19 protein-coding genes are annotated in these 21,182 nt (G+C 65.0%); 15 read left to right on the top strand and 4 right to left on the bottom strand.

The genetic code is table 11. The features are described 5' to 3' along the window. Positions 1-71 precede the first annotated feature (71 nt). The 8 genes from LCM4576_RS16685 (at position 72) to LCM4576_RS16650 (ending at position 9,059) form a co-directional block, all read left to right on the top strand. Positions 72-500 (top strand): NUDIX domain-containing protein, encoded by a 429-nt coding sequence (locus LCM4576_RS16685; protein WP_071033208.1) that lies wholly within the window; start codon positions 72-74, stop codon positions 498-500. Then, complete coding sequence (locus tag LCM4576_RS16680; protein ID WP_071033207.1) at positions 497-1,474, top strand: GlxA family transcriptional regulator; 978 nt, start codon at positions 497-499, stop codon at positions 1,472-1,474. The genes LCM4576_RS16685 and LCM4576_RS16680 overlap by 4 nt, the downstream gene beginning before the upstream one ends. A gap of 297 nt (positions 1,475-1,771) precedes the next feature. Further along, on the top strand, positions 1,772-3,070 hold the full coding sequence (locus LCM4576_RS16675; protein WP_071033206.1) for a Xaa-Pro peptidase family protein: 1,299 nt from the start codon (positions 1,772-1,774) through the stop codon (positions 3,068-3,070). 27 nt (positions 3,071-3,097) lie between these two features. Further along, positions 3,098-3,775, top strand: a complete 678-nt coding sequence (locus LCM4576_RS16670; RefSeq protein WP_071033205.1) for an isochorismatase family protein — start codon at positions 3,098-3,100, stop codon at positions 3,773-3,775. 5 nt (positions 3,776-3,780) lie between these two features. Next, positions 3,781-4,752: an alpha/beta hydrolase gene (locus LCM4576_RS16665; protein WP_071033204.1), complete on the top strand. Its 972-nt coding sequence runs from the start codon at positions 3,781-3,783 to the stop codon at positions 4,750-4,752. 363 nt (positions 4,753-5,115) lie between these two features. Further along, entirely contained in the window at positions 5,116-6,756 is a 1,641-nt protein-coding gene (locus tag LCM4576_RS16660) for an ABC transporter substrate-binding protein (protein WP_071033203.1), read from the top strand. A 190-nt stretch (positions 6,757-6,946) separates the two neighbouring features. Beyond that, entirely contained in the window at positions 6,947-7,345 is a 399-nt protein-coding gene (locus tag LCM4576_RS16655) for a hypothetical protein (RefSeq protein WP_071033202.1), read from the top strand. Positions 7,346-7,373: 28 nt separating this feature from the next. Continuing rightward, positions 7,374-9,059: a hypothetical protein gene (locus LCM4576_RS16650; protein ID WP_071033201.1), complete on the top strand. Its 1,686-nt coding sequence runs from the start codon at positions 7,374-7,376 to the stop codon at positions 9,057-9,059. Between the two features lie 156 nt (positions 9,060-9,215). On the opposite strand, the gene LCM4576_RS16645 is transcribed toward LCM4576_RS16650, so the two are convergent. Next, complete coding sequence (locus tag LCM4576_RS16645) at positions 9,216-9,998, bottom strand: hypothetical protein (protein WP_071033200.1); 783 nt, start codon at positions 9,996-9,998, stop codon at positions 9,216-9,218. A 150-nt stretch (positions 9,999-10,148) separates the two neighbouring features. Between LCM4576_RS16645 and LCM4576_RS16640 the strand changes: the two genes are divergently transcribed. The 6 genes from LCM4576_RS16640 to LCM4576_RS16615 are packed head-to-tail and all read left to right on the top strand — an operon-like array spanning position 10,149 to position 16,105. Next, on the top strand, positions 10,149-10,775 hold the full coding sequence (locus tag LCM4576_RS16640; protein WP_071033199.1) for a DUF4129 domain-containing protein: 627 nt from the start codon (positions 10,149-10,151) through the stop codon (positions 10,773-10,775). Beyond that, a complete protein-coding gene (locus LCM4576_RS16635; RefSeq protein ID WP_071033198.1) occupies positions 10,772-11,986 on the top strand; it encodes a hypothetical protein in 1,215 nt (404 codons plus the stop codon). Before LCM4576_RS16640 ends, LCM4576_RS16635 begins: the two co-directional genes overlap by 4 nt. Then, the gene (locus tag LCM4576_RS16630) at positions 11,973-12,926 is read left to right on the top strand and encodes a MoxR family ATPase (protein WP_071033197.1); all 954 of its coding nucleotides are present in this window, start codon (positions 11,973-11,975) and stop codon (positions 12,924-12,926) included. Before LCM4576_RS16635 ends, LCM4576_RS16630 begins: the two co-directional genes overlap by 14 nt. Continuing rightward, positions 12,923-14,227 (top strand): DUF58 domain-containing protein, encoded by a 1,305-nt coding sequence (locus LCM4576_RS16625; protein WP_071033196.1) that lies wholly within the window; start codon positions 12,923-12,925, stop codon positions 14,225-14,227. Before LCM4576_RS16630 ends, LCM4576_RS16625 begins: the two co-directional genes overlap by 4 nt. After that, positions 14,224-15,240 carry a stage II sporulation protein M gene (locus LCM4576_RS16620; RefSeq protein WP_071033195.1) on the top strand — a complete coding sequence of 339 codons (1,017 nt, stop codon included), beginning with the start codon at positions 14,224-14,226 and terminating at the stop codon, positions 15,238-15,240. The genes LCM4576_RS16625 and LCM4576_RS16620 overlap by 4 nt, the downstream gene beginning before the upstream one ends. After that, the gene (locus tag LCM4576_RS16615; RefSeq protein ID WP_071033194.1) at positions 15,227-16,105 is read left to right on the top strand and encodes an RDD family protein; all 879 of its coding nucleotides are present in this window, start codon (positions 15,227-15,229) and stop codon (positions 16,103-16,105) included. Before LCM4576_RS16620 ends, LCM4576_RS16615 begins: the two co-directional genes overlap by 14 nt. A 15-nt stretch (positions 16,106-16,120) precedes the next feature. On the opposite strand, the gene LCM4576_RS16610 is transcribed toward LCM4576_RS16615, so the two are convergent. After that, positions 16,121-16,807, bottom strand: coding sequence for a D-lyxose/D-mannose family sugar isomerase (locus tag LCM4576_RS16610; protein WP_041011546.1), 687 nt, complete (start codon positions 16,805-16,807; stop codon positions 16,121-16,123). Between the two features lie 208 nt (positions 16,808-17,015). Here LCM4576_RS16610 and LCM4576_RS16605 point away from each other — a divergent pair, with 208 nt between their 5' ends. Continuing rightward, positions 17,016-18,074: a D-TA family PLP-dependent enzyme gene (locus LCM4576_RS16605; RefSeq protein WP_071033193.1), complete on the top strand. Its 1,059-nt coding sequence runs from the start codon at positions 17,016-17,018 to the stop codon at positions 18,072-18,074. A 102-nt stretch (positions 18,075-18,176) separates the two neighbouring features. On the opposite strand, the gene LCM4576_RS16600 is transcribed toward LCM4576_RS16605, so the two are convergent. Both LCM4576_RS16600 and LCM4576_RS16595 read right to left on the bottom strand, forming a co-directional pair. Next, positions 18,177-18,989 (bottom strand): heme ABC transporter permease, encoded by an 813-nt coding sequence (locus LCM4576_RS16600; protein ID WP_071033192.1) that lies wholly within the window; start codon positions 18,987-18,989, stop codon positions 18,177-18,179. Between the two features lie 219 nt (positions 18,990-19,208). Beyond that, positions 19,209-20,978, bottom strand: coding sequence for a glucan ABC transporter ATP-binding protein/ permease (locus LCM4576_RS16595; RefSeq protein ID WP_071033191.1), 1,770 nt, complete (start codon positions 20,976-20,978; stop codon positions 19,209-19,211). Positions 20,979-21,182 lie beyond the last annotated feature (204 nt).

The raw sequence follows: 21,182 nt of genomic DNA, 5'->3' as shown, positions 1-21,182 counted from the left end.
AAGCCGGCCGCGCGGCCAGCTACAGTTCACCTCTCTCTGCCACCAAAACCGCCGCCGGGAAACCGCCTATCGTGACCTCCAGCCATTCCGAAACACAAAGGACCAGGACGATCCGCATCGCCGCCGCCGTGATCCGCGACGATGGCGGCAGGCTGCTTCTGGTCCGCAAGCGCGGCACGAGCGCCTTCATGCAGGCTGGCGGCAAGATCGAGCCGGGCGAGTTGCCGGCCGTCGCCCTGGCGCGCGAATTGCGCGAGGAGTTGGGCGTTGCCGTCGATCCGGCCGCTGCCTTCCATCTCGGCTCGTTTTCTGCCCCCGCCGCCAATGAGCCGGATGCCCGCGTCGAGGCCGAGCTGTTCGAACTCTCTATCACCGGCGAGCCGCTCCCGGCGGCCGAGATCGAGGAGATGATGTGGCTCAGCCCGGAACTGGCAAGCGGCATGGAACTGGCGCCGCTCACCGCCGATGTGGTGCTGCCGCGCTTCGGCCGCCAGCCATGAGTTCACGCAACGAGGAAAAACCGGCGGCGGGCGGAGCGCCCCTCACCTTCGCGGTGCTGGTCTTTCCCGGCTTTCCGATGATGGCGTTTTCGTCGGTCATCGAACCCTTGCGCGCCGTCAACATTCTTGCAAAGCGGGACCGCTACCGCTGGGTGATCGTCGGCGCCGATCCCGGCACGGTCGAAGCGTCGAACGGCGTCGTCATCCAGCCCGGCTTTTCCGCGGCGGACGCGCCGAAGGCCGACCGCATCGTCGTCTGCTCGGGCGGCGATGCCGACCATATCGTGGCCGATGAGGCGATGAGTTGGATCCGCAAAAGCCTGCGCGGCGGCGCGCATATCGGCGCTGTCGCCGACGCTGCCTTCTTCCTCGCCCGCGCCGGCCTGCTCGACGGCCATGCCTGCACCTTGCACTGGACCAGCCAGGCCGCCTTCACCGAAGCCTTTCCGGATATCGAGCTCAGGCGTGACCTCTTCGTCATCGACCGCAAGCGTTTCACCTCGGCCGGCGGCGTCGGCAGCCTCGACATGATGCTGGAAATCATCACGCGCGACTGCGGCGCCGAGATCGCGGCGGGCGTCGCGGAATGGTTCGTGCACTCGCCTTTGCGGTCGAGCGTCGATCGCAAGCTGATGCCACTCAGATTGCGCACCGGCATCCAGAACGAGCTGGTGCTGTCGGCCATCGCCATCATGGAGGACGCGGTGGAGGAGCGGCTCGGCATGGCGGAGCTGGCGGAACGGCTCGGCGTGTCACCCGACAAGCTCGAGCGCAATTTCCGCGCCGAGCTGGATATCTCGCCCAATGGATATTACCGGCGGCTTAGGCTGAAGCGGGCAGCCGACCTGTTGGCACATTCGAAGCTGATGGTGCGCGACGTGGCGCTGGCGTGCGGGTTTGCTTCGATGTCGAGCTTTGCGAGGGCGTTTCGCGAGGAGCATGGGCACGCGCCGAAGGCGATGAGGAGGCATTAGGGGCGCGGCGTCCTCTCTGGTTAGGCCGAGTTCCGTCACACCCCCCTCTGCCCTGCCGGGCATCTCTCCCGCAAGGGGGGAGATTAGCAGCTCCACCGACGGCGTTCGTTCTGCAACGTCGGCGATTGGCGAAATCGACGGCGACATCCAATCTCCCCCCTTGCGGGGGAGATGTCCGGCAGGACAGAGAGGGGTGCTGTCCCGCCGACATCTCTGCGGTATCCAGCACAACAATCGCGGAATGCCGCACAAGCCAGAAACCTCATCCGGCTATGGTCTCCCCATCAGGAGGCGCCCATGAGCATCGTCGTATTTGACCCCGACAGCACCGAGGACGTAGACTTCAAGGACCGCATGCGCCATCCGGCTGCGGCCGATCCCGCCGGCGGYATGTGGCTGTCCGACACCGAACCGTCTTTCATCGATGCCGATGCGCTGCGCAAGGGCCGGCTCGCCAAGCTGCGCGCCTGGATGCGCGAAGCGGGCTATGGCGGCGTCGTTTTATTCGACCCCTACAACCAGCGCTACGCGACCGGCTCGCGCAACATGTTCGGCTATTTCCTGCGCAACTCGACGCGCTACTTCTTCGTGCCCACCGATGGGCCGGTCGTGCTGTTCGAATACCCGCAGAGCTACCATGTCTCGATGGTGCTCGATACGATCGACGAGGCGCGCCCCTCCAAGCTCGTCTGGTCGTCCGTCTCCGGCCGCGACGACGAGACCGCCGGGCCGTTCGCGGACGAGATCACCGAGCTGCTGAAGAAGCATGGCGGCGGGTCGATGAAGCTCGGGCTCGACCGCTGCAGCCATCTGCAGGCGCTGGCACTGGAAAGGCGCGGCTGCGAGGTGAAGGACTGCCAGGGCGAAATCCTGGCYGTACGCGCGGTCAAGACGCCGGAGGAAGTGAAATGCCTGCAGGCCTCGATGGCGGGCGCCGAAGCCGCGGTGGCGGCGGTGCGCGAGGCGATCAAGCCCGGCGTTTCCGAAAACGAGCTGTTCGCCATCATGTATCATGAGGTGATCCGCCAGGGCGGCGAGTTCATCGAGACGCGGCTGCTCACCTCGGGACAGCGTACCAATCCGTGGTTCAACGAGGCGAGCGGCCGCAAGATCAGGCCGGGCGAGCTGGTCGCGCTCGATACCGACACGATCGGCTGCTACGGCTATTATTCCGACTTCTCGCGCACCTTCCGCTGCGGTCCAGGCAAGCCGACGCCCTACCAGAAATCGCTCTACCGCATGGCGCATGACCAGGTGCAGCACAATATCGGCATCGTGAAGCCCGGCATGGCCTTCCGCGAGATCGCCGAGAAGGCGTGGAAAATCCCGGACCGCTTCGTCGACCAGCGCTACACCTCTGTCATGCATGGCGTCGGCATGCATGGCGAGACGCCTTTCATCGCGCACTCGATGGATTACGAGACCTATGGCCGCGACGGCATCATCGTGCCGGGCATGGTGGTGAGCGTCGAAAGCTATATCGGCGAGAAAGGCGGCCGCGAGGGCGTCAAGCTGGAGGACGAGATCCTGATCACCGAGACGGGAACGGAGCTGCTCTCCCGGTTTCCGTATGAAGATGAATTTCTTGACAAGTAGCGCCTACGCATCGACAGCAAGACCAGCATGAAAACGCCCATTTCCATCCGACGCGGTACGGTGGCCGCGGTATTCATCGATCTCCAGGAGGAGCATCGCAAGGACAAGCGCTATCTGGTCGAGGGATTTGGCGACATCCTCGCCAATGTGCAGCGCCTGCAGGAGGCGGCGCGGCGTAATTTCGTGCCGCTTTACCACTGGGCCTATATCGTCGACCTCGCCGAGGCGCGGCCTTTCCACCCGGTGGACGAAAGCGGCAAGTCGGCCTTTTCCGACAAGGACGATCCGCTGACCGCGATCTGCCACGAAGTGGCGCCGCAAAACGGCGAAGCCATGCTGGTCAAGCAGGAAGCCAGCGCCTTCGGCAAGAACGACTTTGGCGACAAGCTCAAGGCGGCCGGCATCGAATGGCTGGTGATTGCCGGCGTCTGGACCGAGGCCTGCATCGACGCCACGGTGAAGGACGCGGTGGCGCGCGGGTTTCGCGTGCTTCTGGTGAAGGACGCCTGCGGCAGCGCGAGTGCCGCCATGCACCAGACCGGCATCCTCAACCTCGCCAACCGTCTCTATGGCGGCGCCGTCACCAACACGCTGGACGCCTGCCGGCTGATGGCCGGCGATACGGTGAAGGTGTGGCAGGTCGAGGGCTCGGTGCCTCTGCGCTTCACCTTCGAGAACGCGGCGCAGCTTTACGCCGAGCTCTGACGGCCGTGGCCAGCAACCCAGGCAATTCGGCGAGCCGCGGCAGATATGCCGACCGGCTCGATCCGGAACTCTGGGACTATATCGACGAGGTCAACARCTGGTATCCGCCGGAGATCATCGCCGCGCCCATTGCCGAGCAGCGCGCGGTCTATGACCGGATGTGCATCGCATTTCACCAAGGCCATCCGGAGGGCGTGACGGCCAGCGACGGTCTGGTCGCCACGGCGGCGCATGCGATTCCGGTGCGGCGCTACCGCATGGCCGGTAAGGCGGCGGCAGCGATCGTCATCTACTACCATGGCGGCGGCTTCGTGCTCGGCAATCTCGACAGCCATGACGACATCTGCGCCGAAATATGCGCCGGTACCGGTTTCGAGGTGGTCTCGGCCGATTACCGCCTGTCGCCGGAGCATCTCCATCCCGCCTCCTTCGACGATGCTTCTGCGGTGTTCGAATGGGTCGCCTCGACCAGCACGCTGCCGATCGTGTTGTGCGGCGAAAGCGCCGGCGGCAACCTCGGCGCCGCGGTGGCGCAGGCGACGCGCCGCCATTCCCGGCATGCGATCGGCCAGATGCTGATCTATCCCGGCCTGGGCGGCGACGAGACCGGGCGCTCTTATCTCGAGCACGCCGAGGCGCCGCTGCTGACGGTCGCCGACATTGAGTTCTACCGGCGTATCCGCGCAGCGCCTGGGCAGGCTTTGGACGACCCGACGTTCTCGCCGCTCGGGGATCGCGATTTTTCCGGCCTGCCGCCAACCGTCATCGTCACCGCCGAATGCGATCCGCTGTCCTCCGACGGCGAAGTCTATCGCGACCGGATTGTGGCCGCCGGCGGGCAAGCGTGGTGGCGCGAGGAGCCGCGGCTGGTGCATAGTTTTCTGCGGGCAAGGTCTACGGTGCCGCGCGCGGCGGAGGCGTTTGCGAGGATTGTTGCGGATATCGGCGCGCTTGGGCGGGGCGAGTGGCCGTATTGAATGGCGCTCCCCCTCACCCAGCCTCCGCTTCGCTCGGCTGACCTCTCCCCAAGGGGAGAGGAGCCTGTCAGCGCCGGCGCGAACCTCTTCTCCCCTCGGGGAGAAGGTGGCCGCGAAGCGGCCGGATGAGGGGGCGGCGCCGTCTGAGGCGACTTTAGCCTGCGGAACAGCGCACAAGAACTGCGGAAAACCAAACATTTCGCCGCGGAAAGCGGACCTATCATTCCCCTGCAGGCAACGGCGCCTTGGCGGTCGCATCCGCCCCCGCGCCTGGCGATCCCGGGGCGGCCGTTGCTTCATGCAAGTCCTTGCCCCAACAGACCGCCGCACGGGCAACGAGCGCCAACAACAGAGGGAACGACGATGAAATTCATGCTGACCGACAGAAAACTGCACCCGCAGGCGAAGCCGACTGCCGACGATTTCAAGACGGGCGCGATCAGCCGGCGCGAATATCTGGCGCTGATGGCGGGCCTCGGCGTCAGCGCCGCCGGCGCGATGGCGCTGGGCGGGATCGTTCCCTCGCCTGCCCGCGCCGCCGAGCCGAAAAAGGGCGGCGTGCTGCGCGTGGCGATGAACGTCAAGGGCTTCAAGGACCCGCGCACGTTCGACGGCGTCGAGATGTCGAACGTCGCGCGCCACTGCAACGAATATCTGGTGCGCTGGAAAACCGACTTCAGCTTCGAACCCTGGCTCTTGGAAAGCTGGGAAACCAGCGACGACGCCAAGACGATCACGCTCAACGTGCGCAAGGGCATCACATGGTCGAACGGCGACATTTTCAACGCCGACGACGTGATCCACAATCTCAACCGCTGGTGCGATGCCTCGGTCGCCGGCAATTCGGTCGCCGCCCGCATGGGCGCGCTGGTCAACGCCGACACCAAGAAGCCCGTCGAAGGCGGCATCCAGAAGGTCGACGACTACACAGTCAAGCTCAACCTGCCCAAGCCCGACATCTCGCTGATCGCCGGCATGGCCGACTATCCGGCGCTGATCATGCACCGCTCCTATGAGGGCGATGCCGATCCGAAGAAAGCTTTGGCCATCACCACCGGGCCATGCGAGCTGGTCAGTTGGGACGCCGAGACCGGCGCCGAGGTGAAGCGCAAGGACAAGCCCTGGTGGAAGGGCGAGTTCTATCTCGACGGCATCAAATGGGTCGACTACGGCTCCGATCCCAACGCTATGCTGTCGGCCTTCGAATCCGGCGAGATCGACACCGACCACGAGACCGCGTCGGACGCCGTCTCGCAGACCGAGCAGATGGGCCTGCAGAACTCCGAGATCGCCACCGGCTCGACCATCGTGGCGCGCTTCAATGTCTCCAACGCACCCTATGACGACGTCAAGGTGCGCCGCGCCGCCCAGCTTGCCGTCGACAATGCGGCTGTGCTGAAGCTCGGGCTCGATGGCCRCGGCAAGCCCGCCGACAACCACCATGTCGGCCCCATGCACCCGGAATTCGCCGATATCGGGCCGGCCWAGCAAGACGTCGATCAGGCCAAGAAGCTGATCACGGAAGCCGGCAAGGCCGACCACGAATATGAGYTGATCTCGGTCGACATCGAATGGCAAAAGAGCACCGCCGACGCGATCGCCGCACAAATCCGCGAGGCGGGCTTCAAGATCAAGCGGACCGTGCTGCCGGCCGCGACCTTCTGGAACGACTGGAGCAAGTTCCCCTATTCCTGCACCGAATGGCTCGGCCGCCCGCTCRGCGTGCAGGTGCTGGCGCTAGCCTACAAATCGGGCGGCGCCTGGAACGAAAGCGCCTATTCGAACAAGGAGTTCGACGAGCTTCTCGACAAGGCGCTTGCGACGCCCGACGCCRCACAGCGCAAGGAGATCATGGCCAAGATCGAGACGAACCTGCGCGATTCCGGCATCATCATCCAGCCCTACTGGCGCTCGGTCTACCGCACCTACCGCAAGGGCGTGCAAGGCTGCGAGCAACACCAGGCGCTCGAGCAGCATTTCGAGAAAGTGTGGCTGGAGTCCTGATTTTCCGGAAACTTGCCGCCTTCTGACCCGCGCGACAAAAGTCGTTCGGGTCAGACAAACTTAGCACATTGCATTTCTAGACAACTCACATCGGTTTGTTTGCCTTGACACGGCAATTGCTGATCTGCCTGTAATCTGAATGCGCCCGCAACGGGTTGCCGAAGGATTCATGCCGACAGGGAATATTCCGATGCGCGCCCGCTGGGCTTTCTTCGTTGCACCCATTATTCCGGCGATCCTGCCCGGCTACAATTGGCATAYCCACCACCCTGAAGCAGCGCCTCTATCGGGCTTCCTATTTATATGCCTTGCTTTCTATTTTCTGGAGGCATTGATCGGAATACCTGCATTCTACATTCTTACCCGGCGGCGCTGGCGGCGTTTTTGGRTATACACCGTCGTTGGCTTTCTGGCGGTTTTCGTTCCACTATTTGTCTTCGRCCTTGTCCGGTGGCATGCGCCGTACGGCATGGTTTTGTATTTGTGTTCCTTGGCAGGAATCTTCGGCGCCGCTACAGGCCTGATTTTCTGGCTCTTGGTGCGCCCGGACAAAGATCCGATAGAGCAGCTTGCGTCGCACTTTACCTAGGTCGATTTAGTTTCGCGGGCGAACAACGATGGACCACTTCGACCTCGGCACCTATCGCCGTCCCATCTCGACCTCCTCGGCCGAGACGCAGCGTTGGTTCGATATCGGGCTGAACTGGTGCTACGGCTTCAACCACGAGGAAGGCATAAAGTGCTTCGAGAAGGCGCTGGAGACCGATCCTGGCTGCGCCTTCGTRCATTGGGGAATCGCCTATGCCGCCGGGCCATTCTACAATTTGACCTGGAAGGAGCATGGCAAGGCCGAGGCCGACCATGTCGCCAAGCGCYGCTTCGAACATGTGCGGCTGGCACGAGCCAATGCGGCGAGCGCGAGCCCCGTCGAACGGCGGCTGATCGAGGCGCTCGGCGCGCGCTTCCAGCAGCCGCATGGCGTGAGCGCCRCCGAGTTCGAAAAATGGGACGACGCCTATGCCGCGGCGATGCGCCAAGTCTATCGCGACTATACCGATGACCATGACGTGATGGCGCTGACCGTCGAGGCGCTGATGATGCGGACGGTGCGGCGCCTGTGGAACCTCCGGAACGGCGCGCCGGCGCCGAATTCCGATGTGTTGGAGGCGCTGGAGATCTGTGAGCGCTCGATCCGCCTCTCGGACGAAGCAGGGGCCGCGCCCCACCCGGCAGCGCTCCATCTCCATATCCACCTGCTCGAAATGTCGACGCAGCCCGAGCGTGGCATGCGCTCGGCGGAGCGGCTGGGCACGATGTGTCCCGATGCCGGCCWTATGAACCACATGCCGGGGCACATTTACGTGCTCTGCGGCGAATACGAGAAGGCCAAGATCGCCAGCGAGAAGGCGGTGCGTGCCAACGACCTCTACCTCGCCTATGCCGGCGAGCCGACCTACTACCTGCTCGGATGCTGCCACGACCTGCATCTGATGATGTTCACCTGCATGTTGCTTGGCCAATACCGCCCTGCCCTGTGGGCCGCCGACAAGGTGCGCAGCCTGGTGACGCGCGACGTCGTCAGCATTCCGGAACGGCCGAAGCTGACGCAGACGGTCGAGGGCTATCACGCGATGAAATCGCATGTGCAGGTGCGCTTCGGGCGCTGGCGCGAAATCATCGACGAGCCGATGAACGGCGAGCCCGACCTCTATGTGGTGACCGCCGCGCTGCAGCATTACGCCAAGGGCGTGGCGCATGCGACGCTGCGCGAATTCGCGGCGGCCGAACGCGAACGCGAGTTGTTTAGCCGGCAGATCGACAGCATTCCGCCGGAGCGCCGCTTCCTCAGCAACCCGACGAAAGCCTCGCTCGCGGTGGGCGCGGCACTTCTCGACGGCGAGCTCGCCTATCACCAGGGCCGTCACGACGAGGCCTACGGGCATCTGCGGCACGCGGTCGAGCTCGACGACAATTTGTCCTACACGGAGCCATGGGCGTGGATGCACCCGCCGCGCCACGCGTTGGCGGCGCTTTTGCTCGACCAGGGCCATGCGGCGGAAGCCGAGCAGGTCTATCGCGACGATCTGGGCTTGAGCGGTGCCGTGCAGCGCTGCGCCCAGCACCCGGACAATGTCTGGGCGCTGCACGGGCTGGTCGAATGCCTGAAGCGGCGCGGCGAGAAAGACGAGCTGCCGGACCTGCAGGCCAGGTTGGCGACAGCGCTTGCCAAGACGGACGTGCCGATCACCTCGTCCTGCCTGTGCCGGACGAGTGTGCATGCGGACCATTGCTGCTATCACTAATTCCACGGCACAGGGATTAGTTCGGGTCTGCGCGCGTCGCTTCGCTCCTTGCTCCGCCCGTGGATGACGACCGGGTGGGCGTTTCGGCCAATCTCCAAGGCATGCCACCTGCCACCGCAAACAGAGCCGATCGAATTCCCTGCGTAGCGCCACCCGCTACGAGAATATCTCCGCCAGTTCGTCGATGCTTGCACCGTCCTTCGCCTGACGCAGCTCGACATAGCTTACCGCCGTGGCAATCGACAGCACCATCGACACCACGGTCTGCACCAGCGCGGCTCCGATCTCGGCAATGATGCCGCCGAACAGCACGAGAACGAGCAATATTCCCCACTGGATGATCATCGCGATGATGATGAGAATGAGGAACAGGCCGAAAAGCGCCCAGCGGCTGCCCTTGGTCAAGGCCCGGCTGCGCGACATCGAGCCGAACACGCCCCGCCGCTCCTGGATCAGGACCGGCACCGACATCGACCAGCCAAGCCACAGGATGATGCCCGGCACGATCAGCAGTACCAGGCCGATACCGGSGCCGATAGCGACGAGAATGCCGATCGCCAGCGTCGGCAGCAGGAAGYGGATCGCAATCTGGATGCAGTCGCCGAAGGACGGCCRCTTGCCGTTGAGGTCCTCGATGGTCGCCCGCACCAGCGCCGATTGCAGCAGCAGCGTGAACACAAATGAAATCAGGCCGGCGATGACGGTGATGTAGGAATTGCGAAACGCCGCGCTCGGATCCGGCATGGCACCGGATTCCGTTTGCAGGATTGCATTGATCTGCGGCTGGGTCGCCATCCGGACCAGCAACGTCGGCAGCCCCGCAAACAGCGCCGCCAATCCGACGCAAAGTCCGATGTTTCGGCCGATCACGCCAAAGGTGTTGCTGAATACCCTGCCGATCTCGAACCTACCGGGTCGTCCCAATGTCGCAGTGGTCATGATAATTTCCCCCGAGTCGCCGCCCGCATCCAATCGGTGACTTCAAAGTAAATTTGCCAAGATTGCGGGGTTCCGTCCAGTGCGCTTGCAATTGTCATGGCGTATTGCCAGTGTCGGCCCCGAACCGCAGGTTGCAGGGGGAACGAGCGGGTGACGGCCGCAGGGACGGAAGACGCCGGACGGCTGGCGCAGTTGCATAAGCAGCTGCTCACTGACGCTTCGATCCAGTTCGGGCTGCCGACCTATGTGCAGCCACAGCCGCCGGAGTGGCTGAAACCGTTTCTGGACGGCCTGGCCAAGCTTGGTCCCTATATGATCTATCTGTTCTGGGGCGCGGTGATCATCGGCGTCGCGATCATCGCTTTCCTGCTTTTCCTTGAAGCCAAAGGCATCGCCTGGCGCCTGCCCTGGCGACGCAAGCGTCTGGAGGCCGAAGCGAAGGAAGAGTGGCGCCCTGACGCAGGGGCTGCCCAGATCCTGCTCTCGGAGGCCGATGCGCTCGCCGCGCGCGGCGAATATGACGAGGCGGTGCATCTTCTGTTGCGCCGCAGCGTCGCCGACATCGCCACCCGGTTGCCCGATTTCCTGCGGCCGTCGCTGACCGCGCGCGACATCGCCGCGGCGGGGTCGATCCCCACCCGGCCCCGCGCCGCCTTCAGCGAGATCGCCCGGATCGTCGAGGCGGCCTTGTTCGCCCGCCGTCCCGTCGGCGCCGAGGGCTGGCGGCAGGCGCGCGGCGCCTATGAGCGTTTCGCCTTCCGGGATGCGTGGGCATGAGCGCGCAGGTGACAGGGGCAGCACAAGAACCGTTCAGCCGCAAAACCCTGTTCTGGGGTATTTTCGCCAGTCTGCTGGCGGCGGCGGGGTTTTTCCTGCTCTCCACCTATGCGCCCGATTTCCGCGAGCCCGCAGGCGGCGGTACGCCATTTTCCAAGGGCGGCACCGGTTATGCCGGGCTTGTCGAATGGCTGAAGCTCACCAATGGACAGGCGCCGCCGATGGAACGCGGCGAGAAGGGCCTGGCGTCCCCGCTCGCCTCGACCTTCCTGCTCGTCGTCACCATCGCGCCGAGCAGCGACCCGGCCGCGCTCGACCGGCTCATCAAGRCACGCTCGGGCAAGGACACGCTGTTCGTCCTGCCGAAATGGCAGACCTTTCCCCTGCTGGGGCACGATGGTTGGGAGACGAAGATCGAGCGGCTGCCCAACAGCGTCGTCAACGATTGGCTCGGCCGCATCGCCAAGGCAAAGCTCGGCGAGGCAAGGAACACGCTCTCGCAGATCAATATCGCCGGCCGCATGGTCGCCGCGCCGGACGAGTTGCAATGGGTGGCGGACGAGCATCCGCTGATCGCGGCGGGCGACGGCAGGGCTATCCTGACCGAGCTCGACAATGAGCCCTTCTACATCCTCACCGATCCCGATTTCATCAACAATGCYGGGCTGAAGGACGAGCAGACGGCGGCCGCCGCCCTCGACATGATCGCCATGATCGAGCCCGCCAAGGGCGCGGTCATGTTCGACCTGACGCTGCACGGCATCGGCCAGAAATACGATCTCGCCAAGCTTCTGGTCGAACCGCCCTTCCTCGCGCTGACGCTGTCGGTGCTGGTGGCGGCCGCGCTTGCGTTCCTGCACGGGCTCGGCCGCTTCGGCCCGCCGCGCGCCGAGGGGCGCGCCATCGCCTTCGGCAAGCAGGCGCTGGTCGACACCACGGCGATGCTGCTCAGGCGCGCCGGGCRATTGCAAGGGCTTGGCGACCGCTATGCCGCGCTGATGCGTCAGCGCGCCGCCGCGCTGCTCGGCGCGCCGCACGGGCTGCAGGGCGAGGCGCTCGACCGCTGGCTCGATTCCCGCGACAAGGGCGAGGCTCATGGCTTCACCGCGCGGTTCAAGGCAGTGAACGATTCCAACAGTTTGGCCGCAATGCATGAAGCAGCGGAAAAGCTGCATGACTGGACGGCAAGGAGGCTCGGTGAACGTCGATGAAGTGAAGGCCCTGGCGAACGCGATCAGGGAAGAGGTGGCGAAAGCCATCACCGGGCAGCGCGACACGGTCGACCTGATGCTGACGGCTTTATTCGCCGGCGGGCATATCCTGCTCGAAGGCCCGCCAGGCACCGCCAAGACCATGACGGCGCGTTGCTTCGCGCAGGCGCTCGGCGTCGCCTATGGCCGCATCCAGTTCACGCCCGATTTGATGCCCGGCGACATCGTCGGCTCCAACATCTACAATTTCCAGACCGGGCAGTTCACGCTGACGCGCGGGCCGATCTTCTGCGATCTTCTGCTCGCCGACGAAATCAACCGTACGCCGCCGAAGACACAAGCCGCCCTGCTCGAGGCCATGCAGGAGCACGCCGTCACCTTCGACGGCACCACGCATTCGCTCGGCCGGAATTTCATGGTGGTGGCGACGCAGAACCCGATCGAGCATCAGGGCGTCTACCCGCTGCCCGAGGCGCAGCTTGACCGCTTCCTGTTCAAGCATCGGGTGAGTTATCCGGACCTCACGGAGGAGCGCGCGATCATCGTCAATCACGGCGGCTCGGCCTCGCACGACATCGAGCAATACGGCATCAAGGCGCGGACCGACCGCAAGGTGCTTGAAGCCGCGCTCGCCACGGTCGGCGACGTCACGCTGGTCGACGATGTCGTCGGCTATATCGCGGCCCTTGTGCGCGGTACGCGCGAAAGCCCCGACCTCGAGGTCGGCGCCAGCCCGCGCGCGGGCGCCATGCTGGCGCGCGCCGCGCGCGCCAGGGCGGCGCTCGACGGCCGCAACTACGTCATCCCGGACGACGTCAAGGCCTTGGCCGTGCCGGCGCTGCGCCACCGCGTCGTGCTCTCACCGGCCGCGCAGATCGACGGGCGCCTGGTCGAGCAGATCGTCTCCGACCTCGTCGACCACACGGAAGCGCCGCGTTGATCTATCCGAGCGGCAGAGCGGTATGGGCAGCGGCGGCGGGGGCGATCCCCGCCTTCCTGATCGCGCTCGCGCTTCCGCATGTCTGGTATCTCGGCCTATTGTGGATCTGCGTGCTGCTTGCCTTCCTGGCGGTGGACGCGGCCGCGAGCAGAGGCCGCGCCGCGCTCGACGCCACGCTGACGGCGCCGCCGCAAGTGGGCATTGGCGGGCRCTTCACGCTGCACATCGCGGCCGGTCTCGGGGCAAGGCTTAGGCGCCTGCAGGCGCGTGTGGGGCATGACCAGCGCCTGCAGCCGGTCGCGGGCACCGGCGGCGCGCTGCCGGCCGATGGCGGCACGCTCGACCTCGAATTCGAGGCGATCCGGCGCGGCATCGCCAGCTTCGACCGGCTCTGGCTGCGCTGGCAGGGCCCGTTCGGGCTGGTGTGGAACCAGGTCATATTGCCGATCGACCGCAAGGTTGCGGTGCTGCCCAATGTCAACAGCGCGCGCGACGAGGCGATCACGCTGCTGCAGCGCTCGGCCCTTGCCGACGGCCATGCGCAGAAGCGCGCCGGCCAGGGCCGCGAGTTCGAGGCGCTGAAGGATTACCAGCCCGGCATGGGCCGGCGCATGATCGACTGGAAGCGCAGCGCCCGCCACGGCAAGCTTTTGGCGCGCGAGTTCCGGATCGAGGAAAACAACAACATCGTGCTTGCCATCGACAGCGGCCGCCTGATGTGCGAGCCGGTCGACGGCGTGCCGAAGGTCGACCGCGCGGTGACGGCCGCGCTTCTGTCGGCCTTCATCGCGCTCAAGGGCGGTGATCTCGTCAGCCTGTTTTCCTTCGACGCCCGGCCGCGCGTCTCCAGCGGCGCGGTGCGCGGCTCGCCGAGCTTCACCATGATCCAGAAGCGCGCCGCCGAGATCGACYATTCGACCGAGGAGACCAACTTCACCCTGGCGCTGACCACGCTTTCGGCCAGGCTCGACCGGCGCTCGCTGGTCATCGTCTTCACCGATTTCGTCGATCCGATCAGCGCCGAGCTGATGCTGCGCACCGTCGGCCGGCTGACCGAGCGGCATCTGGTGCTGTTCATGCTGATGAAGGATGTGGAGCTGGAAACGCTGGCCGACATGGCGCCGGCGGCGCCCGAGGATGTCGCCCGCTCCGTCACCGCCGGCGACCTCCTGAAGCAGCGGCAGGTGGTGATCGGCAGGCTCAGGCTGCTTGGCGCGCATGTCATCGAGGCCGACCACCAGCGGCTCGGCCCGGCGCTGGTCGAGCGCTATATCCAGCTCAAGGAGGAGAACCTCTTATGACGCTGTCCGCCGGCACCGATGCTGTCCGCCAGTCGCTGGCAAGCTTCCGCCTGGAGCGCGAGGCTGACTGGAAAGCCTTCGAGGCGCTGCTGGCGCGCGTCGAGAAGCGCGCGCCGCGCGCGCTGTCGGAAGACGAGCTGCTGTCGCTGCCGCTGCTTTACCGTTCGGCGCTGTCGTCGCTTTCGGTGGCGCGCGCGACCTCGCTCGACAGCGCGCTGATCGCCTATCTCGAGGCGCTTTGCCTGCGCGGCTATTTCTATCTCTACGGCGCGCGGCGATCCTTGAGGACGCGCATCGGCGACTTCTTCCTGCACGACTGGCCGGCCGCGATCCGCGATCTTTGGCGGGAGGTATGGACATCCGTCGGTTTGACGGTGATCGGCGCCATCGCCGGCTATTGGCTGGTCGCCTCCGACAAGCGCTGGTACGACGCCATCATCGCGCCGAGCCTGGCGGGCGGGCGCAACCCGGATTCGTCGGCTGAGACGCTGCGCGCCGTGCTTTACGGCGGCGGCGACCATTTCCTGTCGGGGTTCGCCGCCTATCTCTTCACCCACAACACGCAGGTCTCGATCCTGGCCTTCGCGCTGGGCTTCGCCTTCGCCGTGCCGAGCGTGCTGATCATCCTGATGAATGGCTGCATGCTCGGCGCCATTTTCCAGATCTATGCCGCCAAAGGCCTGGGCTTCCAGCTCGGTGGTTGGCTGTCGATCCATGGCACGACGGAACTGTTCGCCATCGCGATTGCGGGTGCCGCCGGCATGCGCATCGGCACCAGCATCGCCTTTCCCGGCGAGCTGACCCGCATGGCGGCTGCCGCCCGGGCCGGGCGCGTGGCCGCGACCGCCATGATCGGCGTCACGGTGATGCTGCTTTTCGCCGGACTGTTGGAAGGCATCGGTCGGCAGACGATCACCAGCGATCTCGCCCGCTATTCGATCGGCGGYGGCATGCTGGCCTTCTGGATTTGCTATTTCTACCTGTTCCGGATGGTGCGGCATGGCGACCGCTAGGGCAGCGAAGGTCAAGGACCCGGCGRCATTGATCCGCCCGTTGGTGACACCGGAGGGCGTCGACCTCAGGGTGAAGCTCGCCGACGCCGGCACCCGGGCTTCCGGATTCCTRCTCGACGTGGTGATCATCATCGTGGCTGCGGTCGTGGTAAGCCTCGTCGCCCTGTTCGGACTTGGCGGGCTTGGCGTGCAGGATGCCGAACCGCTGTTCATCGTCTGGATCATTTTCATCTTCTTCCTGCGCAACGTCTATTTCATCGCCTTCGAGGCGGGACGGCGGGCAGCCACGCCGGGCAAGCGCATGGTCGGCGTGAGGGTCGCCTCGCGCAGCGGCGCCGGCCTGACGCTCGACCAAGTCATCGCGCGCAACCTGATGCGCGAGATCGAAGTCTTTCTGCCGCTGTCGATCCTGGCCGCGCGCGCCAGCGCCGATGTCGCCGACACGCTGACGACCATCTTCGGCCTGGTCTGGGCGCTGCTCTTCTCGCTGTTCCCGCTGTTCAACCGCGACCGTCTGAGGATCGGCGACCTGCTCGCCGGCACCTGGGTGGTCGAGGYGCCGAAAGTGGCGCTGCTCGAGGACCTTTCGCGGCGCAAGGACCCGATCGCGGCACGCTTCCAGTTCAGCCCCGCGCAGCTCGACGCCTACGGCATCGCCGAGCTGCAGAAACTGGAGGAAGTGCTGCGCCGCGACGATCATTCCGCGCTCAAAGCAGTGGCGGAGACAATCGCCCGCAAGATCGGCGCCAGGGTCGAACCGGTCGATTCAAAGGCTTTCCTCACCGCCTATTACGGCGAGCTGYGCGCCCATCTGGAACGCAAGCTGCTGCTCGGGAATAGGAAGGCGGATAAGTACGCGCGGTAGCGAAGCGTCCCTCGCCTACCCCACCCACTTTTCATAGTCCGACACCAGGAGATGCAGCGGCGCGACGTCCTCGTCGATGTTGGAGAAGCGGCCGATCGGCTCGCGGAAGACGTTGTCGGTGAGGTCGTCATTGACGGTCGAGACCTCGCCGATCAGCACATCCTTGCCCTCGGCCCAGAAGGCGTGCCAGACGCCGGGCAGCAGCGTGACGCTCTGGCCGGGATCGAGCTTCAGCAGTCCTCCCGCCGGCAACCTGGTGATGGTGCCGTCGACCGGCACCGAGACTTCGGCCTTCGGGTCGATGCCGCCGTCGCGGTCRTGCATGAAAAGCTCCAGCACCAGCTTGCCGCCGCCGCGGTTAATGATGTCCTCGGCCTTGATGTTGTGGCGGTGCATCGGCGACAGCTGGTCCTTGCGCGAGATCATGATCTTCTCGGCATAGAGCATGCCCATGCCGAGCTTCATGTCCTCGTAGCGGCCGTTTCGCACGGTGAACAGGAACAGGCCGAGCTCGTCGAACTTCTCCTGGCCGTAATCGGTGATGTCCCAGCCAAGGCGGGAGGTGAAGATGGCCGAGGAGTCGGCCTTGTGCGCCTTCATCTCTTCCGGCGACCAATAGGCGAAGGGCGGCATGATATAGCCGAAGGAGCGGATGAAGGCGTCGGCTTCGCGGATGATGTCGTTGATCTTGGAGCGCTTCATGGTGGTTCTCCTCCGGCCGATGCCTTGCTGAATCTGCCCATCCGAATAGCCCAATGCCGGTCCGCTGTCGACRCAAACCCGCTGCTCTGGCCCCRTGACATCCGGCCGGATCGGGACCATAAACCCAGCCGGACTTTTCGATTTTGCGCATGTCTTTGTCCCGAAACCGGATCCCGCTCTCGGGAGACATGCTTTGAATGGTGATCTCATGCCAAGCATAGACGACCTCGACACGCCGGCGATCCTGATCGATGCGGCCCGCGCCGAAGCCAACATCAGGAAGGCGCAGGCGCATGCCGACGCCCACGGGCTGAAGCTGCGCCCGCACATCAAGACGCACAAGCTGCCTTATTGGGCGAAGAAGCAGGTGGCGGCGGGCGCCGTCGGCATCACCTGCCAGAAGATCGGCGAGGCAGAGGTGATGGCCGACGCCGGGCTCAAGGATATTTTCCTGCCCTACAACATTCTCGGCCGCGCCAAGCTGGAGCGGCTCAAGGCGCTGCATGGGCGTGTCACGCTGTCGGTGACGGCGGACAGCCATGAGACGCTGGAGGGCCTTGCCGCCACCTTCACCGATGCCGGCCATCCATTGCAGGTGCTGGTCGAGTGCGACACCGGCATGGGCCGCTGCGGCGTCCAGAGCGCCGAAGACGCTGTGACGCTGGCAAAGGTCATCGATCAGGCGAAAGGCCTCTCCTTCGGCGGGCTGATGACCTATCCGGCGGYGGGTCGCGCCGCCGAGGCAGACGCCTGGCTGAAGGCCGCGCGTGATGCGCTTGCGGCGGCAGGGCTCGCATGCGAACGCATCTCCAGCGGCGGCACGCCGGACATGTGGCGCTCCGGCGAGGACAGCGTCGTCACCGAATACCGGCCCGGCACCTACATCTATCTCGACCGCTACCAGGTCGCCAAAGGCGTCGGCACACTCGACGATTGTGCGCTGACGGTGCTCGCCACCGTCGTCAGCCACCCGACGAAGACGCGCGCCATCCTCGACAGCGGCAGCAAGGCGCTGTCGTCCGATACGCTGGGCCTGCCGGAGTTCGGCGAACTGCTCGGCGTGCCGGGCGCCCGAGTGACCGGTTTGAGCGAAGAGCACGGCACCGTCACGCTCTCCGACGGCGCCGGCTTGCGCATAGGCGAGCGTGTGCGCGTCGTGCCCGACCATTGCTGCGTGGTCACGAATTTGTTCGATCAGGTGCATCTGATCGACGGCGACACGGTGCTGGAAACGCTGCCGGTGGCAGCAAGGGGGCGGATGGGGTGAGGAGCGCCTCTCCTTCTCCCCTTGTGGGAGAAGGTGTCGCCGAAGGCGACGGATGAGGGGTGCTCCAGGGAAAGCCAGCGTCTCACTCCGCTGGAACACCCCTCATCCGTCTCGGCGATACCGCGCCGATCCACCTTCTCCCACAAGGGGAGAAGGGGGAGCCTTCTCCGCCTGCCTTGCCGCAACCCTGCGCATCGCGGTCACGCGCCTGCGGAAAATCTCCGTGCGCATCGCCATCAGGTGCAGCACGAAGAACAGCACGGTGAAGCCGAGCGCCATGACGGCGAGCGGCCACAGCATCGAAGGGTCGAWGGTCGGGCCGCCGAGGCGGAAGACCGACGCCGGCTGGTGCAGCGTGTTCCACCAGTCGACCGAGAATTTGATGATCGGGATGTTGATGAAGCCGACCAGCGTGATGATTGCCGCGGCCCAGGCGGCCCGGCCAGCATCGTCGAGCGCGCGGGTCAGCGCGATGATGCCAAGATACATCAGGAAAAGCACGAAGACCGAGGTCAGCCGCGCRTCCCAGACCCACCAGGTGCCCCACATCGGCTTACCCCAGATGGAACCGGTGATCAGCGCCAGCGCGGTGAAGGTGGCGCCGATCGGGGCCGCCGATTTCAGCGCCACATCGGCCAGCGGATGACGCCAGACCAGCGTGCCCAGCGCCGAGATCGCCATGATCGTGTAGCACATCATGGCGAGCCAGGCGAAAGGCACGTGGATATACATGATGCGCACGGTGATGCCCTGCTGGAAATCCTCCGGCGCGGTGAAGCTCATATAGAGGCCGACGGCGAGCAGGATCGTCGCGGCCGCCGCCAGCCATGGAATGACCTTGTCCGCCAGCCCGACGAAGCGCGTCGGGTTGGCGAGGTCAGTCCATGCGGAAAAGCGTGAGGCGGTGTCGCTCATGCCGATCTAAATAGACCGGCATGAGGTTTGGGGCAATTGGACGGATGTCGCAGACGGGAGTGCTTTCCCTTCTCCCCTTGTGGGAGAAGGTGGATCGGCGCGTTAGCGCCGAGACGGATGAGGGGTGTTCCAGCGGAATGAGACGTTGGTGTTCCCTGGAACACCCCTCATCCGGCCGCTTCGCGGCCACCTTCTCCCACAAGGGGAGAAGGGAAGAACTTACGCCGCTTCCGTCACCGGACGGCTGAGGCGGCGGACCTCCTCGTCGTTGAGCAGACCGCCGGCGCGCAGCAGGGCGGCGAAGCGGCCGTTGCGCAGCGACAGCTCGGTGAAGCCGCCCATCTCGACCACCTTGCCCTTGTCCATGAAGACGACGAGGTCGGCGTCGCGGACCGTGGTCAGGCGGTGGGCGATGATGAAGGTGGTGCGGTTGCGACGCARCTCGTCGATCGCTTCCTTGACGCGGTCCTCGGTCTCGACGTCGAGCGCGCTGGTCGCCTCGTCGAGCACTAGGATCGGCGCGTCCTTCAGCACGGCGCGGGCGATGGCGATACGCTGGCGCTCRCCGCCCGAGAGCTGGCCGCCCCGCTCGCCGACGACGGTGTCGTAGCCGCCGCTCTTGGACAGGATGAAGTCCTGCGCGGCGGCGGCATTGGCGGCGGCGTGCACCTCGTCATTGCTCGCGTCGGCGCGGCCGACGCGGATGTTGTCCTCGATCGAGCGGTTGAGCAGGCCGGCGTCCTGGAAGACGGTGGCGATCGAGTGGCGCAGCGACTTGCGGGTCACCGTGCGGGTGTCGATGCCGTCGATCAGGATACGGCCGTGGGACGGCGTGAAGACGCGCTGCAGGAGATTGATGAGCGTCGTCTTGCCGGCGCCGGTCGGGCCGACGATGGCGACCGTCTGGCCAGCCTGGACCTCGAAGGAGACGTCCTCGATGCCGTGGCCGGAATTGGCGAACTCGAAGCTGACATTCTCGAAGCGGACATGGCCGGTGACGTTGGTCAACTCGCGCAAGCCGTCAGGCTCGGCAACCTCGGCAGCCGAGTCCTCGAGACGATAGAAGTCCTCGAGCTTGGCGCGCGCTTCGGAAATCTGGGTGGTGAAGGCCGACATCTGGTCGAGACGGGCGATCAGCATACCAGCAAAGCCGGTGAAGGCGACGACATCGCCGACGCGGAGCTGGCCAAGGGTGACGAGATAAGCGCCGATCGACAGCACGATCATCATCGAGATGGTCGACGACAGCCGGTTCAGCGCATTGGCGATCGCCCACCAGTCGAGCACCGGGTTCTGGGCGTCGAGCAGATCCTTTACGTAGCGCTTCAGCGTCGCGGTCTCGTGGCCGATGCGGTTGTAGCTCTGCAGCACGGCGACATTGCTGACGCTGTCGGAGACATGCGCGAAGACCTTGTGGTAGTGGCGCTCGACGGCGGTCTGCCCCGACTTGGTGCGGCGCATGACGATGCGGCCGATGCCGACGTAAAGCACGCCCAGGCCAAGCAGCACGACGGACATGCGGATGTCCATGGACAGCGCGGTCGGAACCAGCAGCACCAGCGCGATGGCCRTCGAGAGATGGAMGCRCATGAATTCAAGCCAGAGGCTGAACAGGGTCTCGACGGCGCGCAGCAGCGTGTGCAGCGAATTGGAGGTACCGCGCTGGTGGTGCCAGGCAAGCGGCATGGTGATGACGCGCTCGAAGGACTGGCACAGCACTTCCGAGCGGCGGGCGTGGGCAAAACGGTCGGCGCCACGCGCCACCAGCACGAAGGCTATGACATTGAAGACACCGATGGCTGCCCAGACGGCGAGCGTCGAAAACACCGCGCCTTTTTCGGAGATGGCACCGATCACCCTGCCCAGCAGGATCGGCTCGAGGATCGCGATCGCCGCGAGCGCGACGTTGGCGCCGCAAATCAGCGCGACGCGCTTCTTGTCGGCCGCCAGATAACCCAGCGCTCTAAAGTAGATCTGCAGAAGTGACACTTCAGCTACTCCGCCAAACTCTTGTCTGTGCTCAATGCCCGAATTGTGCACCGCACCATTTTTTGACACGTATCGGTTAATGTGTCGCGAAACAATGCGTCGTCTATCCMTTCCGTTCCCATTTAGCGAACAAAAGATGACGACGGTACGAAATCTGACGTGATCACCTAACGGTTTGAGATAAAAGGTGAAATGTCAGGCTTA

The organism is Mesorhizobium sp. LCM 4576, assembly GCF_001854815.1.
GTDB classification, from domain to species: domain Bacteria; phylum Pseudomonadota; class Alphaproteobacteria; order Rhizobiales; family Rhizobiaceae; genus Mesorhizobium; species Mesorhizobium plurifarium.
This window is presented reverse-complemented; position numbering and strand designations above follow the sequence as displayed.

Coding starts and splice junctions, on each gene's coding strand:
- LCM4576_RS16670 (WP_071033205.1), top strand. CDS start 3,098: ATGAAAACGCCCATTTCCATCCGACGCGGTACGGTGGCCGCGGTATTC.
- LCM4576_RS16680 (WP_071033207.1), top strand. CDS start 497: ATGAGTTCACGCAACGAGGAAAAACCGGCGGCGGGCGGAGCGCCCCTC.